This window comes from Streptomyces sp. SBT349 (genome assembly GCF_001083795.1).
In the GTDB taxonomy this organism is placed as follows: Bacteria; Actinomycetota; Actinomycetes; order Streptomycetales; family Streptomycetaceae; genus Streptomyces.
This window is the reverse complement of record NZ_LAVK01000058.1, coordinates 13,760-27,636: the sequence shown is the minus strand read 5'-3', so window position 1 is coordinate 27,636 and position 13,877 is coordinate 13,760. Positions and strand designations below refer to the sequence as shown.

Here is a 13,877-nt window from a genome sequence, read left to right as displayed (position 1 = left end):
GGGGGTGGTGGGGGAGTCGGGCTGCGGGAAGTCCACGGTGGCGAAGCTGCTGATGAACCTGGAGCGGCCGACCGCGGGCGAGATCCTCTACAAGGGCGAGGACATCACCAGGCTTTCGGGAAGGGCGCTCAAGGCGGTGCGCCGGAATATCCAGATGGTGTTCCAGGATCCGTATACCTCGCTGAATCCGCGCATGACCGTGGGCGACATCATCGGAGAGCCGTTCGATATCCATCCGGAGGCCGCGCCCAAGGGCGACCGGCGGCGCCGGGTGCGGGATCTCCTCGACGTGGTGGGGCTCAACCCCGAATATCTGAACCGCTATCCGCACCAGTTCTCCGGGGGCCAGCGGCAGCGCATCGGGATCGCCCGCGGTCTGGCGCTCAACCCCGAGATCATCGTGGCCGACGAGCCGGTTTCCGCGCTCGACGTGTCCGTTCAGGCCCAGGTCGTGAATCTGATGGAGCGGCTCCAGGACGAGTTCGGCCTCTCCTACCTGTTCATCGCGCACGACCTGTCGATCGTGCGGCACATCTCCGACCGGGTCGGGGTGATGTATCTGGGAAAGATCGTGGAAATCGGCACGGACCGCGCCATCTACGACCACCCCACGCATCCGTACACACAGGCGCTCCTTTCCGCCGTTCCCGTGCCGGATCCGGAACTGCGGGGGCGCAGGGAGCGGATCATCCTGGCCGGGGACGTGCCCTCGCCGGCCGATCCGCCGTCGGGATGCCGCTTCCGCACCCGCTGCTGGAAGGCGCAGGACGTGTGCGCCGAGGTGGAGCCGCCGCTCGCGGTGCCCGCGGAGTTCGCCGGGGCAACGGGTCCCGTCCTGCACGATTCCGCCTGCCATTTCGCGGAGGAGAAGCCTCATGTGGCCCGTGCCTAGGCGGGGTCGGGCGGAGCGGGGAACGCACCGGGGCGGCGCGAGCCTGATGGTCGCGCCGCCCCGGGCTACGGCACCCGCACGGCCGTACCGCCTCAGTCTGGGCCGTTCGCATATCGGTATAGGGTCTGGGGTGTTGCGGACCGGTTAACAGGCCGCTTCCCCTCTTATCCCCAAATTTCCGATCACCATCGGTCGCCGTCAAGCACGTTTACGCGTCAATCCGCATAACCTTGGCTCACCAATCAGATGCCATAGGTTTATACCATTGCTACGGCTTGACGGGAAACTGTGACCCTTGCGACAGTCCGGTCTACTCGCATCGCACGCCGGATGACCACACTGTCGGGGGGACTTGATGTCCAGCGAAGTCCAGGCCGCCGAGGCCGCGCCGGTCGGCCGCTCGCCGGGCCAGCTGATGTGGCGGCGCTTTCGGCGTGACCGGACGGGCGTCATATCTGCATGTGTTGTGCTCTTTTTCTTTGCAATCGGTCTGCTTGCACCCGTCATCTCCTGGCTCTACGGCAAGGATCCGTACACCCGCTACGGCCAGCTGGAGAGTGGCCTGCTCAACGAGTACGGCTACCCGGTCAAGCCCAATGGCGGCATCGACGGCGAATTCTGGTTCGGCCTCGAACCGGGCACCGGACGCGACGTCTTCACGGAACTCCTCTACGGAATACGCACATCCCTGCTCATCGCCCTGGTCGTGACCCTGCTCGCCACGCTCACCGCGATCGTGCTGGGCATCGCCGCCGGCTATCTCGGCGGCCGGTGGGACTACTTCATCAGCCGCCTCATCGACCTGCTCATGGCCTTCCCGCAACAGCTGTTCTTCGTCGCGTTCCTGCCCATCATCGCGACCCTCTTCGTGGACCCGCGGGAGGAGACACCGACCTATGTGAAGGTCGTCTCCATCATCATCGTCCTCTGGGTACTCGGCTGGATGACGCTCGGCCGCATCCTGCGCGGGGCCACCCTGTCCCTGCGGGAACGGGAGTTCATCGAAGCGGCCAAGGTCTCGGGCGCCTCGCCCTGGCGGATCATCCGCAAGGAGCTGCTGCCCAATGTCGTCTCCCCGATGCTGGTGCAGGCCACCTACATGCTGCCCAACTTCGTCACCACCGCGGCGGCCCTGTCCTTCCTCGGCGTGGGCCTCACCGAGCCGACCCCCGACTGGGGCCGGATGTTCGCCACCGCGGCGGAGGTCTACCGCAGCGACATCACCTACATGTTCTTCCCCGGGGTCTCCATGGTGATCTTCGTGGTCGCCTTCAACCTCCTGGGGGATTCGGTCAGGGACGCCTTCGACCCCAAGACCGTCCGATGATCTCCCACCACAACGACGGGCAGGTGCCAAGCAACCCATGAGCAAGAGAACTCTGCGCAGAGGGGGAAGGGCCGCCGGGGTGACGTTCGCCCTGGTCGGCGCGCTGATCCTCAGCGCCTGTAGCAGCGGCGGCGGCGGGGGTGGCGGCGACACCGGGGGCAACGGCGAGGAGAGCGCCGCCCCCGAGGAGCTGGCGTCCATATCCTTCGGCACCGCCGAACAGTCCCAGGGCCCCGCCGAGGAGGTGGAGGGCGCCGAGCGGGGCGGCACGGTCACCGTGCTCCAGGAGACCTCGCCCGACCACCTCGACCCGGCCCAGATCTACGTCTCCCACGAGTCCAACCTCGCCCGCCTGATCCACCGCGGCCTGACCGCCGTCCGGCTGGGCAACGACGGCGGCTACACCGTCGTGGGCGACCTGGCCACCGACTCGGGCCAGGTCTCCGACGAGGGCAGGACATGGACGTACACCCTCAAGGAGGGCGTCACGTTCAACGACGGCACGCCCATCACCTCCGCGGACCTGCGGCACACCTTCGAGCGGCAGTTCGCGCCGTTCATCGCGCAGGGCCCCACCTACCTCCAGCAGTGGCTGGCCAACTCGGGCGGCGCCGACTACCGCGAGCTGCTGCCCGAGGGCCCCTACGAGGGTGACCACCTGCCCGACTCGATCCTGGAGACCCCGGACGACCGCACCATCGTCTTCCACTTCGAGGAGCCGCAGAACGACCTGCCGTACGCCCTGTCCATCGCGGGCTACGCGGTCGTCTCCGAGGCGGGCGACACCCGGGAGCAGTACGACCAGGAGCCGGTGACCTCGGGCCCCTACCAGATCGAGGAGTTCCGCCCCGGCCGCTCCATGACGCTGGTGCGCAACGAGAACTGGGACCCCGCCACCGACCCGGCCCGCAACGCCTACCCGGACCGTTACGAGATCAGCTTCGGCCACAGCCGCGAGGACTCCACCTCCCGCCTGATGGCCGACAACGGCGACGACCAGACCGCCATCACGTTCAACAACGGCCTCGACGCGGGCAACGGCCCCACCGTCATGGACGACCCGCAGTACCGGGAGCGGCTGGTGGACGGCTTCCAGCCGTATGTCGCCACGCTCGCCATCAACATGGACCGGATCACCGACCGGACCGTCCGCGAGGCCATCGTCCACGCGGTCCCGCTCAACGGCGTGCTCAACGCGTACGGCGGCACCATCGGGGGCCAGTACGCGGGCGGCATCATCAGCCCGCTGCTGCCCGGGTACCAGGAGGACTACGACCCGTTCGGCAAGCTGGCCGCCCCGCAGGGCGACATCGAGCGGGCCCGTGAGCTCCTCGAAGAGGCCGACGCCGTCGGCTACGAGCTGAACTACGTGCACAACACCGCCGCCGAGGACCAGGAGGCCGCGGTCGCCATCGCCGACGCCCTGGAGTCGGCCGGCTTCCAGGTCAACCGCAGCGAGGTGCCGCCGGAGACCTACTACGACACCATCGGCGTCGTGGACAACGGCTACGACATCTACCGCAGCAGCTGGGGCCACGACTGGCTCTCCGGCGCCACCGTGATCCCGCCGCTGTTCGACGGCCGCCAGATCCAGGACGGCGCCTCCAACTACGGCCATGTCGACGACGAGCACGTCAACGCGGAGATCGACCGGATCCGGCAGATCACCGACGCCGCCGAGGCCGCCACCGAGTGGGCCGAACTCGGCGCGTACATCCAGGAGGAGCTCGTGCCGTTCGTGCCGACGTTCTACTACCGGCAGACGATCCTGCACGGCTCCCGGATCGGCGGGGCGGTGTTCAACGACGACATCGGCAGCGTCGACATGAACCGGATCTACGTCATCCAGGACTGAGGCAGGCCACCGGCCGCACGGCCGGGCCCCGGCGGGACCACCCGCCGGGGCCCGGCCCCCGCCGGACGGCCCGAAGATCAAAGGCTGTTACCCACGATGCTCCGTTTCATCATGCGGCGAACGCTCGGCGCCGTGGCCATCCTCCTGGTCATCAGCGCCGTCACGTTCTTCCTCTTCTACGCGATCCCGCGCAACCCCGCGCTGCTCGCCTGCGGCAAGGGCATCTGCACCGAGGACCAGCTCGCCATCGTCGAGCACAATCTCGGCATCGACAAACCGGTCCCCGTGCAGTACTGGGAGTACATGGTCGGCATCTTCGCCGGCCGCGAATTCCCCGCGGGCAACTGCCCCGCGCCCTGCCTGGGCTTCTCCTTCCGCGACAACCGCCCGGTCATGGACACGATCATGGACCGGCTGCCCACCACCGTCTCGCTGACGGTCGGCGGCGCCATCGTCTTCCTCATCCTCGGCCTCGGCTTCGGCATGCTGGCCGCCGCCCGCCGCGGCACCCTGCTGGACAAGTCGATGAGCTCCACCTCGCTGGTGCTCAGCTCCATGCAGATCTACTTCCTCGGCCCGCTGGCCCTGGCGATCCTGGTCTACAACACCCAGCTCCTGCCACAGCCCCAGTACGTCCCCCTGTCCGAGGACCCCTGGGGATGGTTCCAGGGGCTGCTGCTGCCCTGGCTGGTGCTCTCGACGATCTTCACGGCCAACTACACCCGTATGTCGAGAGCCACGCTGATCGAACAGCTCCAGGAGGACCACGTCCGCACCGCGAAGGCCAAGGGCATGGCACCCCGCACGGTCTTCTTCCGCTACGCCTGGCGCGGCTCCCTGATCCCCATCGTCACGATCTTCGGCATCGACCTGGGCGCGCTGTTCGGCGGCGCGATGATCACCGAGTACACGTTCTCGCTGCACGGCCTCGGCCGCCTCGCGGTGGAGTCGGTCACGCAGTCCAACCTCCCCATGCTGATGGGCGTGATGCTGTTCGCCGCGCTCATGATCGTCCTGTTCAACATCATCATTGACGCCTTGTACGCGCTCATCGACCCGCGCGTCCGGCTGGCCTAGGAGCGGACCGACGTGACCACGACCAGCCCGGCGAAGGGCAGCGGACCGGCCGAGCAGGGGCCGACCAACGAGGGCGCCCCGTTCCTGTCGGTGCGGGACCTGCGCGTCCACTTCCCCACCGACGACGGCGTCGTCAAGGCCGTGGACGGCCTGTCGTTCGACGTCTGGCGCGGGCGCACCCTCGGGATCGTCGGCGAGTCGGGCTCCGGCAAGTCCGTGGCCAACCAGACCATCCTGGGCCTGCACAACCCCGGCTCCACGCGCATATCCGGCGAGATCCACCTGGAGGACCAGGAGCTCACCACCGCCCCCGAACGCACGCTGGAGCAGCTCAGGGGCAACAAGGTCGCGATGATCTTCCAGGACCCGCTGACCGCGCTCTCGCCGTACTACACCGTCGGCCGGCAGATCGCCGAGCCCTACCGCAAGCACCGCGGCGCCTCCCGCCGCGAGGCACGGGAACGGTCGATCGAGATGCTGGCCAAGGTCGGCATCCCCCACCCCGCCCGCCGCGTCGACGACTACCCCCACCAGTTCTCCGGCGGCATGCGCCAGCGCGCCATGATCGCCATGTCCCTGATCTGCGACCCCGACCTGCTGATCGCCGACGAGCCCACCACGGCCCTCGACGTCACCGTCCAGGCCCAGATCCTCGACCTGCTGCTCGAACTCCAGCAGGAGTTCGGCTCGGCCATCATCATGATCACCCACGACCTCGGCGTGGTCTCGGGCGTCGCCGACGACGTGCTGGTCATGTACGCGGGCCGCGCGGTGGAACGCGGCACCGTCGCCGAGGTGCTGCGCCGCCCCCGCCACCCCTACACCTGGGGGCTGCTCACCTCGATGCCGCGGCTGCGCGGCGACGTCGACCAGGACCTCGTGCCCATCGCCGGCACCCCGCCCAGCCTCCTGGCGCCCCCGCCCGGCTGCCCGTTCGAGCCGCGCTGCGCCTACGCGGGCGAGGTGGCGGACGACGTCTCCTGCGCCACCGACCGGCCCGCGCTGCCCGAGGAGCGCGGCGCCGCCTGCCACCTCACCGCGGAGCAGAAGCGGACCTTCTTCACCGAGCGGATCAAGCCCCGGCTCCGCTAGCCGGGCCGAGCAGCCGAGTTAAGGACGACGATGACCAGCGTCACGTTGAGCAAGGACGACCGGAGCCAGGACGCCGGCTCGCCCCTGATGACCGTCACCGGGCTGACCAAGTACTTCCCGGTCAAGGGCGGCTTCCCCGTCAAGCGGACCGTCGGGGCGGTCAAGGCCGTGGACGGCCTCGACCTCACCGTCCACGAGGGCGAGAGCTTCGGCCTGGTCGGCGAGTCGGGCTGCGGCAAGTCCACCACGGGACGGCTGCTGGCCCGGCTGCTCGACCCCACCGCCGGCACCATCACCTACCGGGACCAGGACATCACCCGCGCCGGCAGGCGGCAGATGGCCCCCATCCGCTCCCAGATCCAGATGATCTTCCAGGACCCCTACTCCTCGCTGAACCCGCGCCAGACCGTGGGCACGATCATCGGCGGGCCCATGGAGATCAACGGCATCAGGCCGCCCGGCGGCCGGGAGGCCCGCGTCCGCGAGCTGCTGGAGACCGTGGGCCTCAACCCGGAGCACTACAACCGCTTCCCCCACGAGTTCTCCGGCGGGCAGCGGCAGCGCATCGGCGTCGCCCGCGCGCTCGCCCTCGAACCCAAGCTGATCATCGCCGACGAGCCGGTCTCCGCGCTCGACGTCTCCATCCAGGCCCAGGTCGTCAACCTGCTCCAGCGCGTCCAGCGTGAGCTGGGCATCGCGTTCCTGTTCATCGCCCACGACCTCGCCATCGTCCGGCACTTCTCCCAGCGCGTTGCCGTCATGTACCTCGGCAAGATCGTCGAGGTGGGCGACCGCGAGGCCATCTACGAGCGCCCCCGCCACCCCTACACGCACGCGCTGCTCTCCGCCGTGCCCGAGGTGGAGGTGGAGGTGGAGGCCGAGCCCGGGACCGGGGCCGAACCGCCACGCGAGCGCATCCGCCTTCAGGGTGACGTTCCCTCGCCCACCGACCCGCCCTCCGGCTGCCGGTTCCGCACCCGCTGCTGGAAGGCGCAGGACCGCTGCGCCACCGAAGAGCCGCCGCTGCTGCGGATATCGGGCAACGCCGAGGGTCACCTCACGGCCTGCCACTTCCCGGAGGAAGGCACGACCGCCGCCCACTGAGCCGGGGGCGTGCGCCCCTCCTCTGCACCCGTGCACCGAGCCGTGAGCGGCCTGTTGATCGTTATGATCCGAGGCGCCGGGTGGAAGGACCCTTCCAGGAGAGGAAGGTCTCCTTGGCCTGCCCAGAACCGCACCGGGCACGACTTCATGGAGGTGATCGAGGTGGCGCTCTCCGTCTCGGCGGTCCTGCTGCTGGCGATCGTTGTCGTTCTGCTGGTCAGGAAGGCGGGACTGAAGGTCCTGCACGCCGTCGTCTGTGTCCTGTTGGGCTTCTACCTTGCCGGTTCGAACATGGCCCCCGCCATCGACGACTTCTCGACCAGCGTCTCGGACATGATCAGCGAACTGAGCTTCTGAGTGCACCGGGCTTCCGGCGGCCGCGTCCGCGCCGGGACGTAAGCTCGCTGCCATGACTTCCGGCCAGGCGAGCGTGCTGCTCGTGCACGCCCACCCCGACGACGAGTCGATCTGCAACGGCGTGACCATGGCCGCCTGCCGCACGGCGGGCGCCCAGGTCACGCTGGTCACCTGCACGCTCGGCGAGGAGGGCGAGGTGATCCCGGGCGAGCTGGCCCACCTGACCGCCGACCGCGACGACGCCCTCGGCCCCCACCGCGCCGGCGAGCTGGCCGCCGCGATGCGCGCCCTCGGCGTCACCGACCACCGCCTCCTCGGCGGCCGGGGGCGCTGGCGCGACTCCGGGATGATGGGCCTGCCGTCCAACGAGCGGCCCGGCGCGTTCTGGGGCGCGGACCTCGACGAGGCCGCCGCCGCGCTCGCCGCGGTGGTGGCCGAGGTCAGGCCGCGGGTGCTCATCACCTATGACCCGAACGGCGGTTACGGCCACCCCGACCACATCCAGGCGCACCGGGTCGCCATGCGCGGCGCCGACCTCGCCGCCGCGCTGCCCGACGCGCCGCACCGGGTGGACCGCGTGCTGTGGACGTGCCTGCCGCGTTCCGCCGCCGAGGAGCGCCTGGCCCGGCTGCGCGCCGCGGGCCCGCGCCCCTTCGCCGGGGTCGCCGACCCCGCCGACCTGCCGGGCCTGGTGGACGACGCCGAGGTGGCGCTCGCCGTGACCGGCACCCCGGAGCAGGCGGCGGCCAAGGCGGCGGCGATGGCCGCGCACGCCACCCAGATCGAGGTGGACGCCTTCGCGGGCGAGCGCGGCGGCGAGGAGGCCGTCTTCGCGCTCTCCAACGGGCTGGCCCAGCCCGTGTGGGCCACCGAGTACTACCGGCTGGCCGCGGGAACGCCGTTCCCGCCCGGGGCGCGGGACATCTTCGCCGGCCTCGGCGACGACCCGGGACGCGAGGCGGCGCGCGCGACGAAGCGCGAGGGAGGGACGGCATGAGGCTGGCCGGATACGGCGTACTCGGACTGCTCGGCGTGCTGGCCGGGCTCGCCGGATCGCTGGTGCAGGGCGGATGGTTCCCCGGCGGGCTGCTGCTCGCGCTGGGGGGCGCGGCGGCGCTCTTCTGGGGCGGGGCGCTCGTCACGCGCTCCCGGCTCGGCGCCGGCGCGCCCGCGGGCGGCTGGGTGGTCGCCGTGGTCCTTCTCACCTACACCCAGCCCCAGGGCGACTTCATCTTCGCCGCCGGCACGGGCAGTTATCTGTTCCTGCTGGGAGGCATGGTGATCGCGGTGCTGTGCGCCACGCTCGCGCCCGCCGACCGCCCCCTCTTCTCCGTCCCCGAACCGCGCCCGCGCCCCTAGCATGAGCGCGGCAGGAGGCCCGCGCGCGGTATGTGCCAATCCTGTGGTGGCGCCGTACCACCCCGCGGACCCCAGTATCGTGGGGCACGCCGCTCGGTCCCGGCCCCGTCCCGGGCCGGCCGGTGAAGCTCAACCGGGAGACTTGCCTTGAGTCGTGACAGTGACAATCCGCCCCCCGGACCGCTGGGATGGGGTGAACCCCAGCGCAGCGACCGGGACGGCGAAGGCCGCTCCGGAGCCCCGCGGGCGGAGGAGAAGAAGACCGAGACCACGATGACGACCCGGGCCCGGATCAACATCCCGGGCTCCCGGCCCATTCCGCCCATCGTGGTGCGGGAGACCGTGGACGAGCCCGTGGTCCGCGAGTCCCCGGCCCCCCCGCCGCCACCGGCCCGTTCGGGCGAGGCGCAGGGCGGCGCGCAGGGGAAGAGGACCAGCTCCTGGTTCGAGCCGCGGAAGCCGCCCGCGGCCCAGCCGGACGCGCCGGGACCCGGCGCGGGCCCGGCCGGGGGCCCCGCCCCCGGGCCCGGCATCGACACCCCGCCGGACGGGCATCCGGCCGTGCCCGAGACCCCGGCGGGCGGCCTGCCGGCCGACTGGTTCCAGCAGCCCGCCGAGACACCCCCGGCCGGCACCCCGCTCGGGCTTCCGCCGCGCCCGGTCGGCCCGACCTCGGGCCCGGCCACCGGCGACATGCCGCTCCAGCCCCCCGCGGGGCGGTCCGAGGCGCCCCCCGTGCGGACGCCCGGGGCATCGGGCGCGCCGGGCGCGCCGGGGCCCCGGAGTCCGCTGGCACCCGGGCCTCTGGGACAGGGCCCGCTGGGGCCCCAGGGTCCGGCGAGGGTGCCGGAGGAGGATCCGTCCTCCACGACCATGGACCTGGGCGGCCCCTTCCCGCCCGCGCCGCCGCCCGACGTGAGCTCGACGGGTCCGATGGCCGCGGTGCAGGCGCCGTTCAGCCCCGAGACCGGCCCCCCCGTTCCGCCGCCGGGCCCCAGGCCCCCGGCCGACGAGGCGGCGGAGCCCGCGCCCGCCCCGAAGGCGGGCAAGGCGAAGCCGGCCAAGCGCAAGGGCCGTTCCAAGGTCAAGCTCCTGGCCGTGGGCCTCATCGGCATCGCCGTCGTCGCCTATGGCGCGGGCCTCTATCTGAGCCCCGAGGACGTGCCCAAGGGCACGACGGTGCTGGGCATCGACATCGGCGGCCTGAGCTCGCAGGAGGCGCTGAACCGCCTGGACGGCGAGCTCGAACGCGCCAACAACGACCCGCTGACGCTGGTGGTCGGCGAGCAGGAGGTCGAGCTGAAGCCGAGCGTCGCCGGCCTCGCCGTGGACACCGAGGCCACGGTCGAGTCGGCCTCGGGCCAGGACTACAGCCCGGTGTCGGTCTACGGCTCCCTGCTGGGCGCCGAGCGCACGCAGAACGCGGAGTTCGCGGTGGACCGCGAGAAGCTGACGGTCGCGCTGGAGGACCTGACCGGCGGCTCGGGTTCGGGCGCGGGCCCGGTCGAGGGCACGGTCGTCTTCGAGAACGGCGAGGCCATCGGGCGCCTGGGCGAGCCGGGCAACGCGGTGGACCTCCAGGCGGCGGCCGACGCCGTGGAGTCGGCGTTCCGCGAGCGCGCCGCCTCCGGACGGAACCCGGCGATCGAGCTCCCCGTGGCCAACCAGGAGCCCCTGGTCGGCGAGGCGCAGGTGCAGCAGGCGCTGGAGGAGTTCGGCGAGCCGGCGATGTCGGGCTGGATCTGGCTGGTCGCGGGCAGCGCGGAGCCGCTGCCGCTCAGCCCCGAGACGCTCAGCGGGATCCTCACCATGCAGCCGAGCGACCAGGGGAACCTCCAGCCGGTCATCGACACCGAGGCGCTCGCCGAGGTCTACGGCAGCACGTTCGACGGCGTGATGATCGACGCGGGTGCCGGGCCGGTCGCGATCACCCCGGAGCACGTGGCCGCGGCGATGGTCCCGGTCCTGCACGAGACCGCCACGACGGACGACGGCCCCGGCCGCCGCGAGGCCGTGGTGGAGGCCGCCACCGGACCCTGAGCACGACGGCCGGCCGGAGAACGGGACCGGCCCGAGGACGCGGGCGCCGGCTCACCCCCCGGGGTGGGCCGGCGCCGTTCTGTAGTGGTACGCGTGGTGGTTCACGAAGCCCAGCCCCGCGTAGAGCGCCCCGGCCGCCGCGTTGTCCGCCTCCACCTGGAGATACGCGGCGCTCGCGCCGCACACCAGGGCGGCGCGCGCCAGTTCGGCCATCACCGCCGTGGCCAGGCCCGTTCTCCTGTGGGCCGGGTCGACGCGCATCGCCGCGTACCCCGCCCACCGTCCGTCCACGACGCAACGGCCCACGGCGGCGGCCCCGGCGTCCCCCGCGTCGCCCGGCACCAGCGCGAACAGCACGCGCGGGCCACCCGCCAGCACCCGCGCCGCCGTTGCCGGGGCGTCACCCGCCCGGGGCCAGCCGCGCAGCCACTCCTCCGTCAGCGTCTCGCCGACGTTCACCCGCTCGTCTGGAGCCCGGTCGGCGAGGGGCGCGAGCGCGGCGACGCGCACCATGGTGTGCCCGTCCGCACCCCAACCGCGCCCGTCCAGCTCCGCCGCGAGCGTCTCCTGCCCCTCGCCGAGCTGGAGTCGGGCGGGCAGGCCCCGCGCCGCGTACCAGGCGGCGATCCGGTCCAGGTCGGGGGGAGTGGCCGCGGGCACCGCGGGCACCGCCGAGTTGGCCCGCCGCGTCCAGCCGTCCCCGGCCCGTGCCAGCCAGTCGCCGATCCGTTCGGTCTCGGGGGCGGGCCAGCCGCGGACCCCGACCGCCGTCAGCTCGGCGGCGCCGGCCGCCGGAACCCCGCGGGGCCTGGCCGGCACCGGCGGCACCACCTTGGCGGCCACCATCGCCGCCTCGTTCAGCCGGACCACGCGGCCGTCCCGCCGCGTCACCGAGAGCACGCCGTCCTCCCAGGAGGTGAGCACGCCCACGGTGTCGGTGAAACGCGCCCCCCGAGCCCCCGACTCCGTCACCGTCCGTACCGAGACGCGTCTGCCCAGGTCATCGGCCGTGATACGAACGATAAAGTGTGTGCCCGCGGAGAATTGCACCGTCTTCTCGGCCCCCTCTTGGTCGTCCTTTAGCCTCAACCGGCGATACTAGGGCTGAGCATCGACGACGCGGCGCTTCCGCGCGCCATCACGGCGGACCGCCGGCCCCAACGAGGAGGACTGACAACGTGACCTACGTCATCGCGGAGCCTTGTGTCGACCTGAAGGACAAGGCATGCATCGACGAGTGCCCTGTCGACTGCATCTACGAGGGGCAGCGTGCTCTCTACGTCCACCCCGACGAGTGCGTGGACTGCGGTGCCTGCGAGCCGGTGTGCCCCGTGGAGGCCATCTTCTACGAGGACGACACCCCCGAGGAGTGGAAGGACTACTACAAGGCGAACGTGGAGTTCTTCGACGAGCTCGGTTCCCCCGGCGGAGCGAGCAAGCTCGGTCTGATCCAGCGGGACCACCCCCTGATCGCCGCGCTGCCGCCGCAGAGCACCGAGGAGTGACACCCGTCCGCGGCGCCGCCCCCCGGCCGCCGCGCCGCTCCCGTCCGGGGCGCGGGTCCTGACACACGCAAGAAGTGAGAGCCACCACCGTGCCACTCGTCTCCGCGCGCCTGCCGGTCTTTCCCTGGGACCGGCTGGAGCCGTACAAGGCCACCGCGGCAGCCCACCACGACGGGATCGTCGACCTCTCGGTCGGTACCCCGGTCGACCCGGTCCCGTCGCTGGTGCGCGACGCCCTGGCCGCCGCCTCCGACAGCCCCGGCTATCCGACGGCGTGGGGGACCCCCGCGCTGCGCGAGGCCGTCCTCGGCTGGTGCGCGCGCAGGACCGGGGCGGCGGGGCTCGACCACGGGAACGTGCTGCCGGTCATCGGCTCCAAGGAGCTGGTGGCCGCGCTGCCCACCCACCTCGGCCTCGGACCGGGCGACCGCGTGGCCTTTCCCGAGCCGGCGTACCCCACCTACGAGGTGGGCGCCCGGCTGGCCGGCGCCGAGCCGGTCCCCTACCGGGGCCTGCCGACGGGTCTCGACCCGGCGGGCCTGCGCCTTCTCTGGCTCAACTCCCCCTCCAACCCGACCGGCAGGGTGCTGACCGTGGCCGAGCTGCGGTCCGTGGTGTCCTGGGCGCGGGAGCACGGGGTGCTGATCGTCAGCGACGAGTGCTACCTGGAGCTGGGCTGGGAGGCCGAGCCCGTCTCCGTGCTGCACCCCGATGTCTGCGACGGCGACATCGGCGGCCTGATCGCCGTCCACTCGCTCTCCAAGCGGTCCAACCTGGCCGGGTACCGCGCCGCGTTCCTCGCGGGCGATGCCGGGGTGCTGGGCGAGCTGCTGGCGATCCGCCGGCACGCCGGGATGATGATGCCCGCGCCGGTGCAGGCGGCGATGACCGTCGCGCTCGGCGACGACCGCCACGTGGCCGAGCAGCGGGAGCGTTACGCCAGGCGCCGGGAGGCGCTGCGCGAGGCGCTCCGGGGGCGCGGCTTCAGGATCGAGAACAGCGAGGCGTCGCTCTACCTGTGGGCGACGCGGGACGAGCCGTGCTGGGACACGGTCGCCGAACTGAGCAAGCAGGGGATTCTCGTGGCGCCGGGGGAGTTCTACGGCCCGGCGGGCGACGCCTTCGTGCGCGTGGCGTTCACGGCCACGGACGAGCGCGTCGAGGAGGCGGTGCGCCGCCTGGCGTGAGCGGGGCCGCGCCCGGCAGGGCCCGAAAGGGCCCCGGCGGCCCGGCACAGGGTGCCGCCGCCGGGACCTCGCTCGGGTGGTG

General features: G+C 72.0%; 13 protein-coding genes. 12 read left to right on the top strand and 1 reads right to left on the bottom strand.

From position 1 onward, the window contains the following. From ADY01_RS10140 to ADY01_RS10095, 10 genes are all read left to right on the top strand, one after another. Nucleotides 1-892 (top strand): ABC transporter ATP-binding protein (locus ADY01_RS10140; RefSeq protein WP_049569323.1); only part of this gene is annotated, 892 nt, incomplete at its 5' end. 355 nt (nt 893-1,247) lie between these two features. Then, nucleotides 1,248-2,219: an ABC transporter permease gene (locus ADY01_RS10135; RefSeq protein WP_078900166.1), complete on the top strand. Its 972-nt coding sequence runs from the start codon at nt 1,248-1,250 to the stop codon at nt 2,217-2,219. A 37-nt stretch (nt 2,220-2,256) separates the two neighbouring features. Continuing rightward, the gene (locus ADY01_RS10130) at nt 2,257-4,074 is read left to right on the top strand and encodes an ABC transporter substrate-binding protein (protein WP_049569321.1); all 1,818 of its coding nucleotides are present in this window, start codon (nt 2,257-2,259) and stop codon (nt 4,072-4,074) included. Nucleotides 4,075-4,170: 96 nt separating this feature from the next. Next, entirely contained in the window at nt 4,171-5,151 is a 981-nt protein-coding gene (locus tag ADY01_RS10125; protein ID WP_049569319.1) for an ABC transporter permease, read from the top strand. A gap of 12 nt (nt 5,152-5,163) precedes the next feature. Beyond that, a complete protein-coding gene (locus ADY01_RS10120) occupies nt 5,164-6,243 on the top strand; it encodes an ABC transporter ATP-binding protein (RefSeq protein ID WP_049569317.1) in 1,080 nt (359 codons plus the stop codon). Between the two features lie 30 nt (nt 6,244-6,273). Beyond that, on the top strand, nt 6,274-7,347 hold the full coding sequence (locus tag ADY01_RS10115) for an ABC transporter ATP-binding protein (RefSeq protein WP_049569315.1): 1,074 nt from the start codon (nt 6,274-6,276) through the stop codon (nt 7,345-7,347). A gap of 162 nt (nt 7,348-7,509) precedes the next feature. After that, entirely contained in the window at nt 7,510-7,704 is a 195-nt protein-coding gene (locus tag ADY01_RS10110) for a hypothetical protein (protein ID WP_049569372.1), read from the top strand. Between the two features lie 52 nt (nt 7,705-7,756). Beyond that, a complete protein-coding gene (gene mshB / locus ADY01_RS10105) occupies nt 7,757-8,701 on the top strand; it encodes an N-acetyl-1-D-myo-inositol-2-amino-2-deoxy-alpha-D-glucopyranoside deacetylase (protein ID WP_049569313.1) in 945 nt (314 codons plus the stop codon). Then, nucleotides 8,698-9,063: a DUF6113 family protein gene (locus ADY01_RS10100; protein ID WP_049569309.1), complete on the top strand. Its 366-nt coding sequence runs from the start codon at nt 8,698-8,700 to the stop codon at nt 9,061-9,063. The genes mshB and ADY01_RS10100 overlap by 4 nt, the downstream gene beginning before the upstream one ends. A gap of 273 nt (nt 9,064-9,336) precedes the next feature. Then, a complete protein-coding gene (locus ADY01_RS10095; protein ID WP_049569305.1) occupies nt 9,337-11,103 on the top strand; it encodes a hypothetical protein in 1,767 nt (588 codons plus the stop codon). A gap of 51 nt (nt 11,104-11,154) precedes the next feature. Here the strand turns inward: ADY01_RS10095 and ADY01_RS10090 are convergent, their stop codons facing one another. Then, on the bottom strand, nt 11,155-12,153 hold the full coding sequence (locus ADY01_RS10090) for a GNAT family N-acetyltransferase (RefSeq protein ID WP_078900165.1): 999 nt from the start codon (nt 12,151-12,153) through the stop codon (nt 11,155-11,157). A 128-nt stretch (nt 12,154-12,281) separates the two neighbouring features. Here ADY01_RS10090 and fdxA point away from each other — a divergent pair, with 128 nt between their 5' ends. Both fdxA and dapC read left to right on the top strand, forming a co-directional pair. Further along, nucleotides 12,282-12,608, top strand: a complete 327-nt coding sequence (fdxA, locus tag ADY01_RS10085; RefSeq protein WP_049569302.1) for a ferredoxin — start codon at nt 12,282-12,284, stop codon at nt 12,606-12,608. An 89-nt stretch (nt 12,609-12,697) separates the two neighbouring features. Continuing rightward, the gene (gene dapC, locus ADY01_RS10080; RefSeq protein WP_049569300.1) at nt 12,698-13,795 is read left to right on the top strand and encodes a succinyldiaminopimelate transaminase; all 1,098 of its coding nucleotides are present in this window, start codon (nt 12,698-12,700) and stop codon (nt 13,793-13,795) included. Nucleotides 13,796-13,877 lie beyond the last annotated feature (82 nt).

Bases quoted from the DNA above. Each gene is read 5' to 3' on its own strand.
- ADY01_RS10135 (WP_078900166.1), top strand. From the start codon at position 1,248: ATGTCCAGCGAAGTCCAGGCCGCCGAGGCCGCGCCGGTCGGCCGCTCG.
- ADY01_RS10130 (WP_049569321.1), top strand. From the start codon at position 2,257: ATGAGCAAGAGAACTCTGCGCAGAGGGGGAAGGGCCGCCGGGGTGACG.
- ADY01_RS10125 (WP_049569319.1), top strand. From the start codon at position 4,171: ATGCTCCGTTTCATCATGCGGCGAACGCTCGGCGCCGTGGCCATCCTC.
- ADY01_RS10115 (WP_049569315.1), top strand. From the start codon at position 6,274: ATGACCAGCGTCACGTTGAGCAAGGACGACCGGAGCCAGGACGCCGGC.
- mshB (WP_049569313.1), top strand. From the start codon at position 7,757: ATGACTTCCGGCCAGGCGAGCGTGCTGCTCGTGCACGCCCACCCCGAC.
- ADY01_RS10100 (WP_049569309.1), top strand. From the start codon at position 8,698: ATGAGGCTGGCCGGATACGGCGTACTCGGACTGCTCGGCGTGCTGGCC.
- ADY01_RS10095 (WP_049569305.1), top strand. From the start codon at position 9,337: ATGACGACCCGGGCCCGGATCAACATCCCGGGCTCCCGGCCCATTCCG.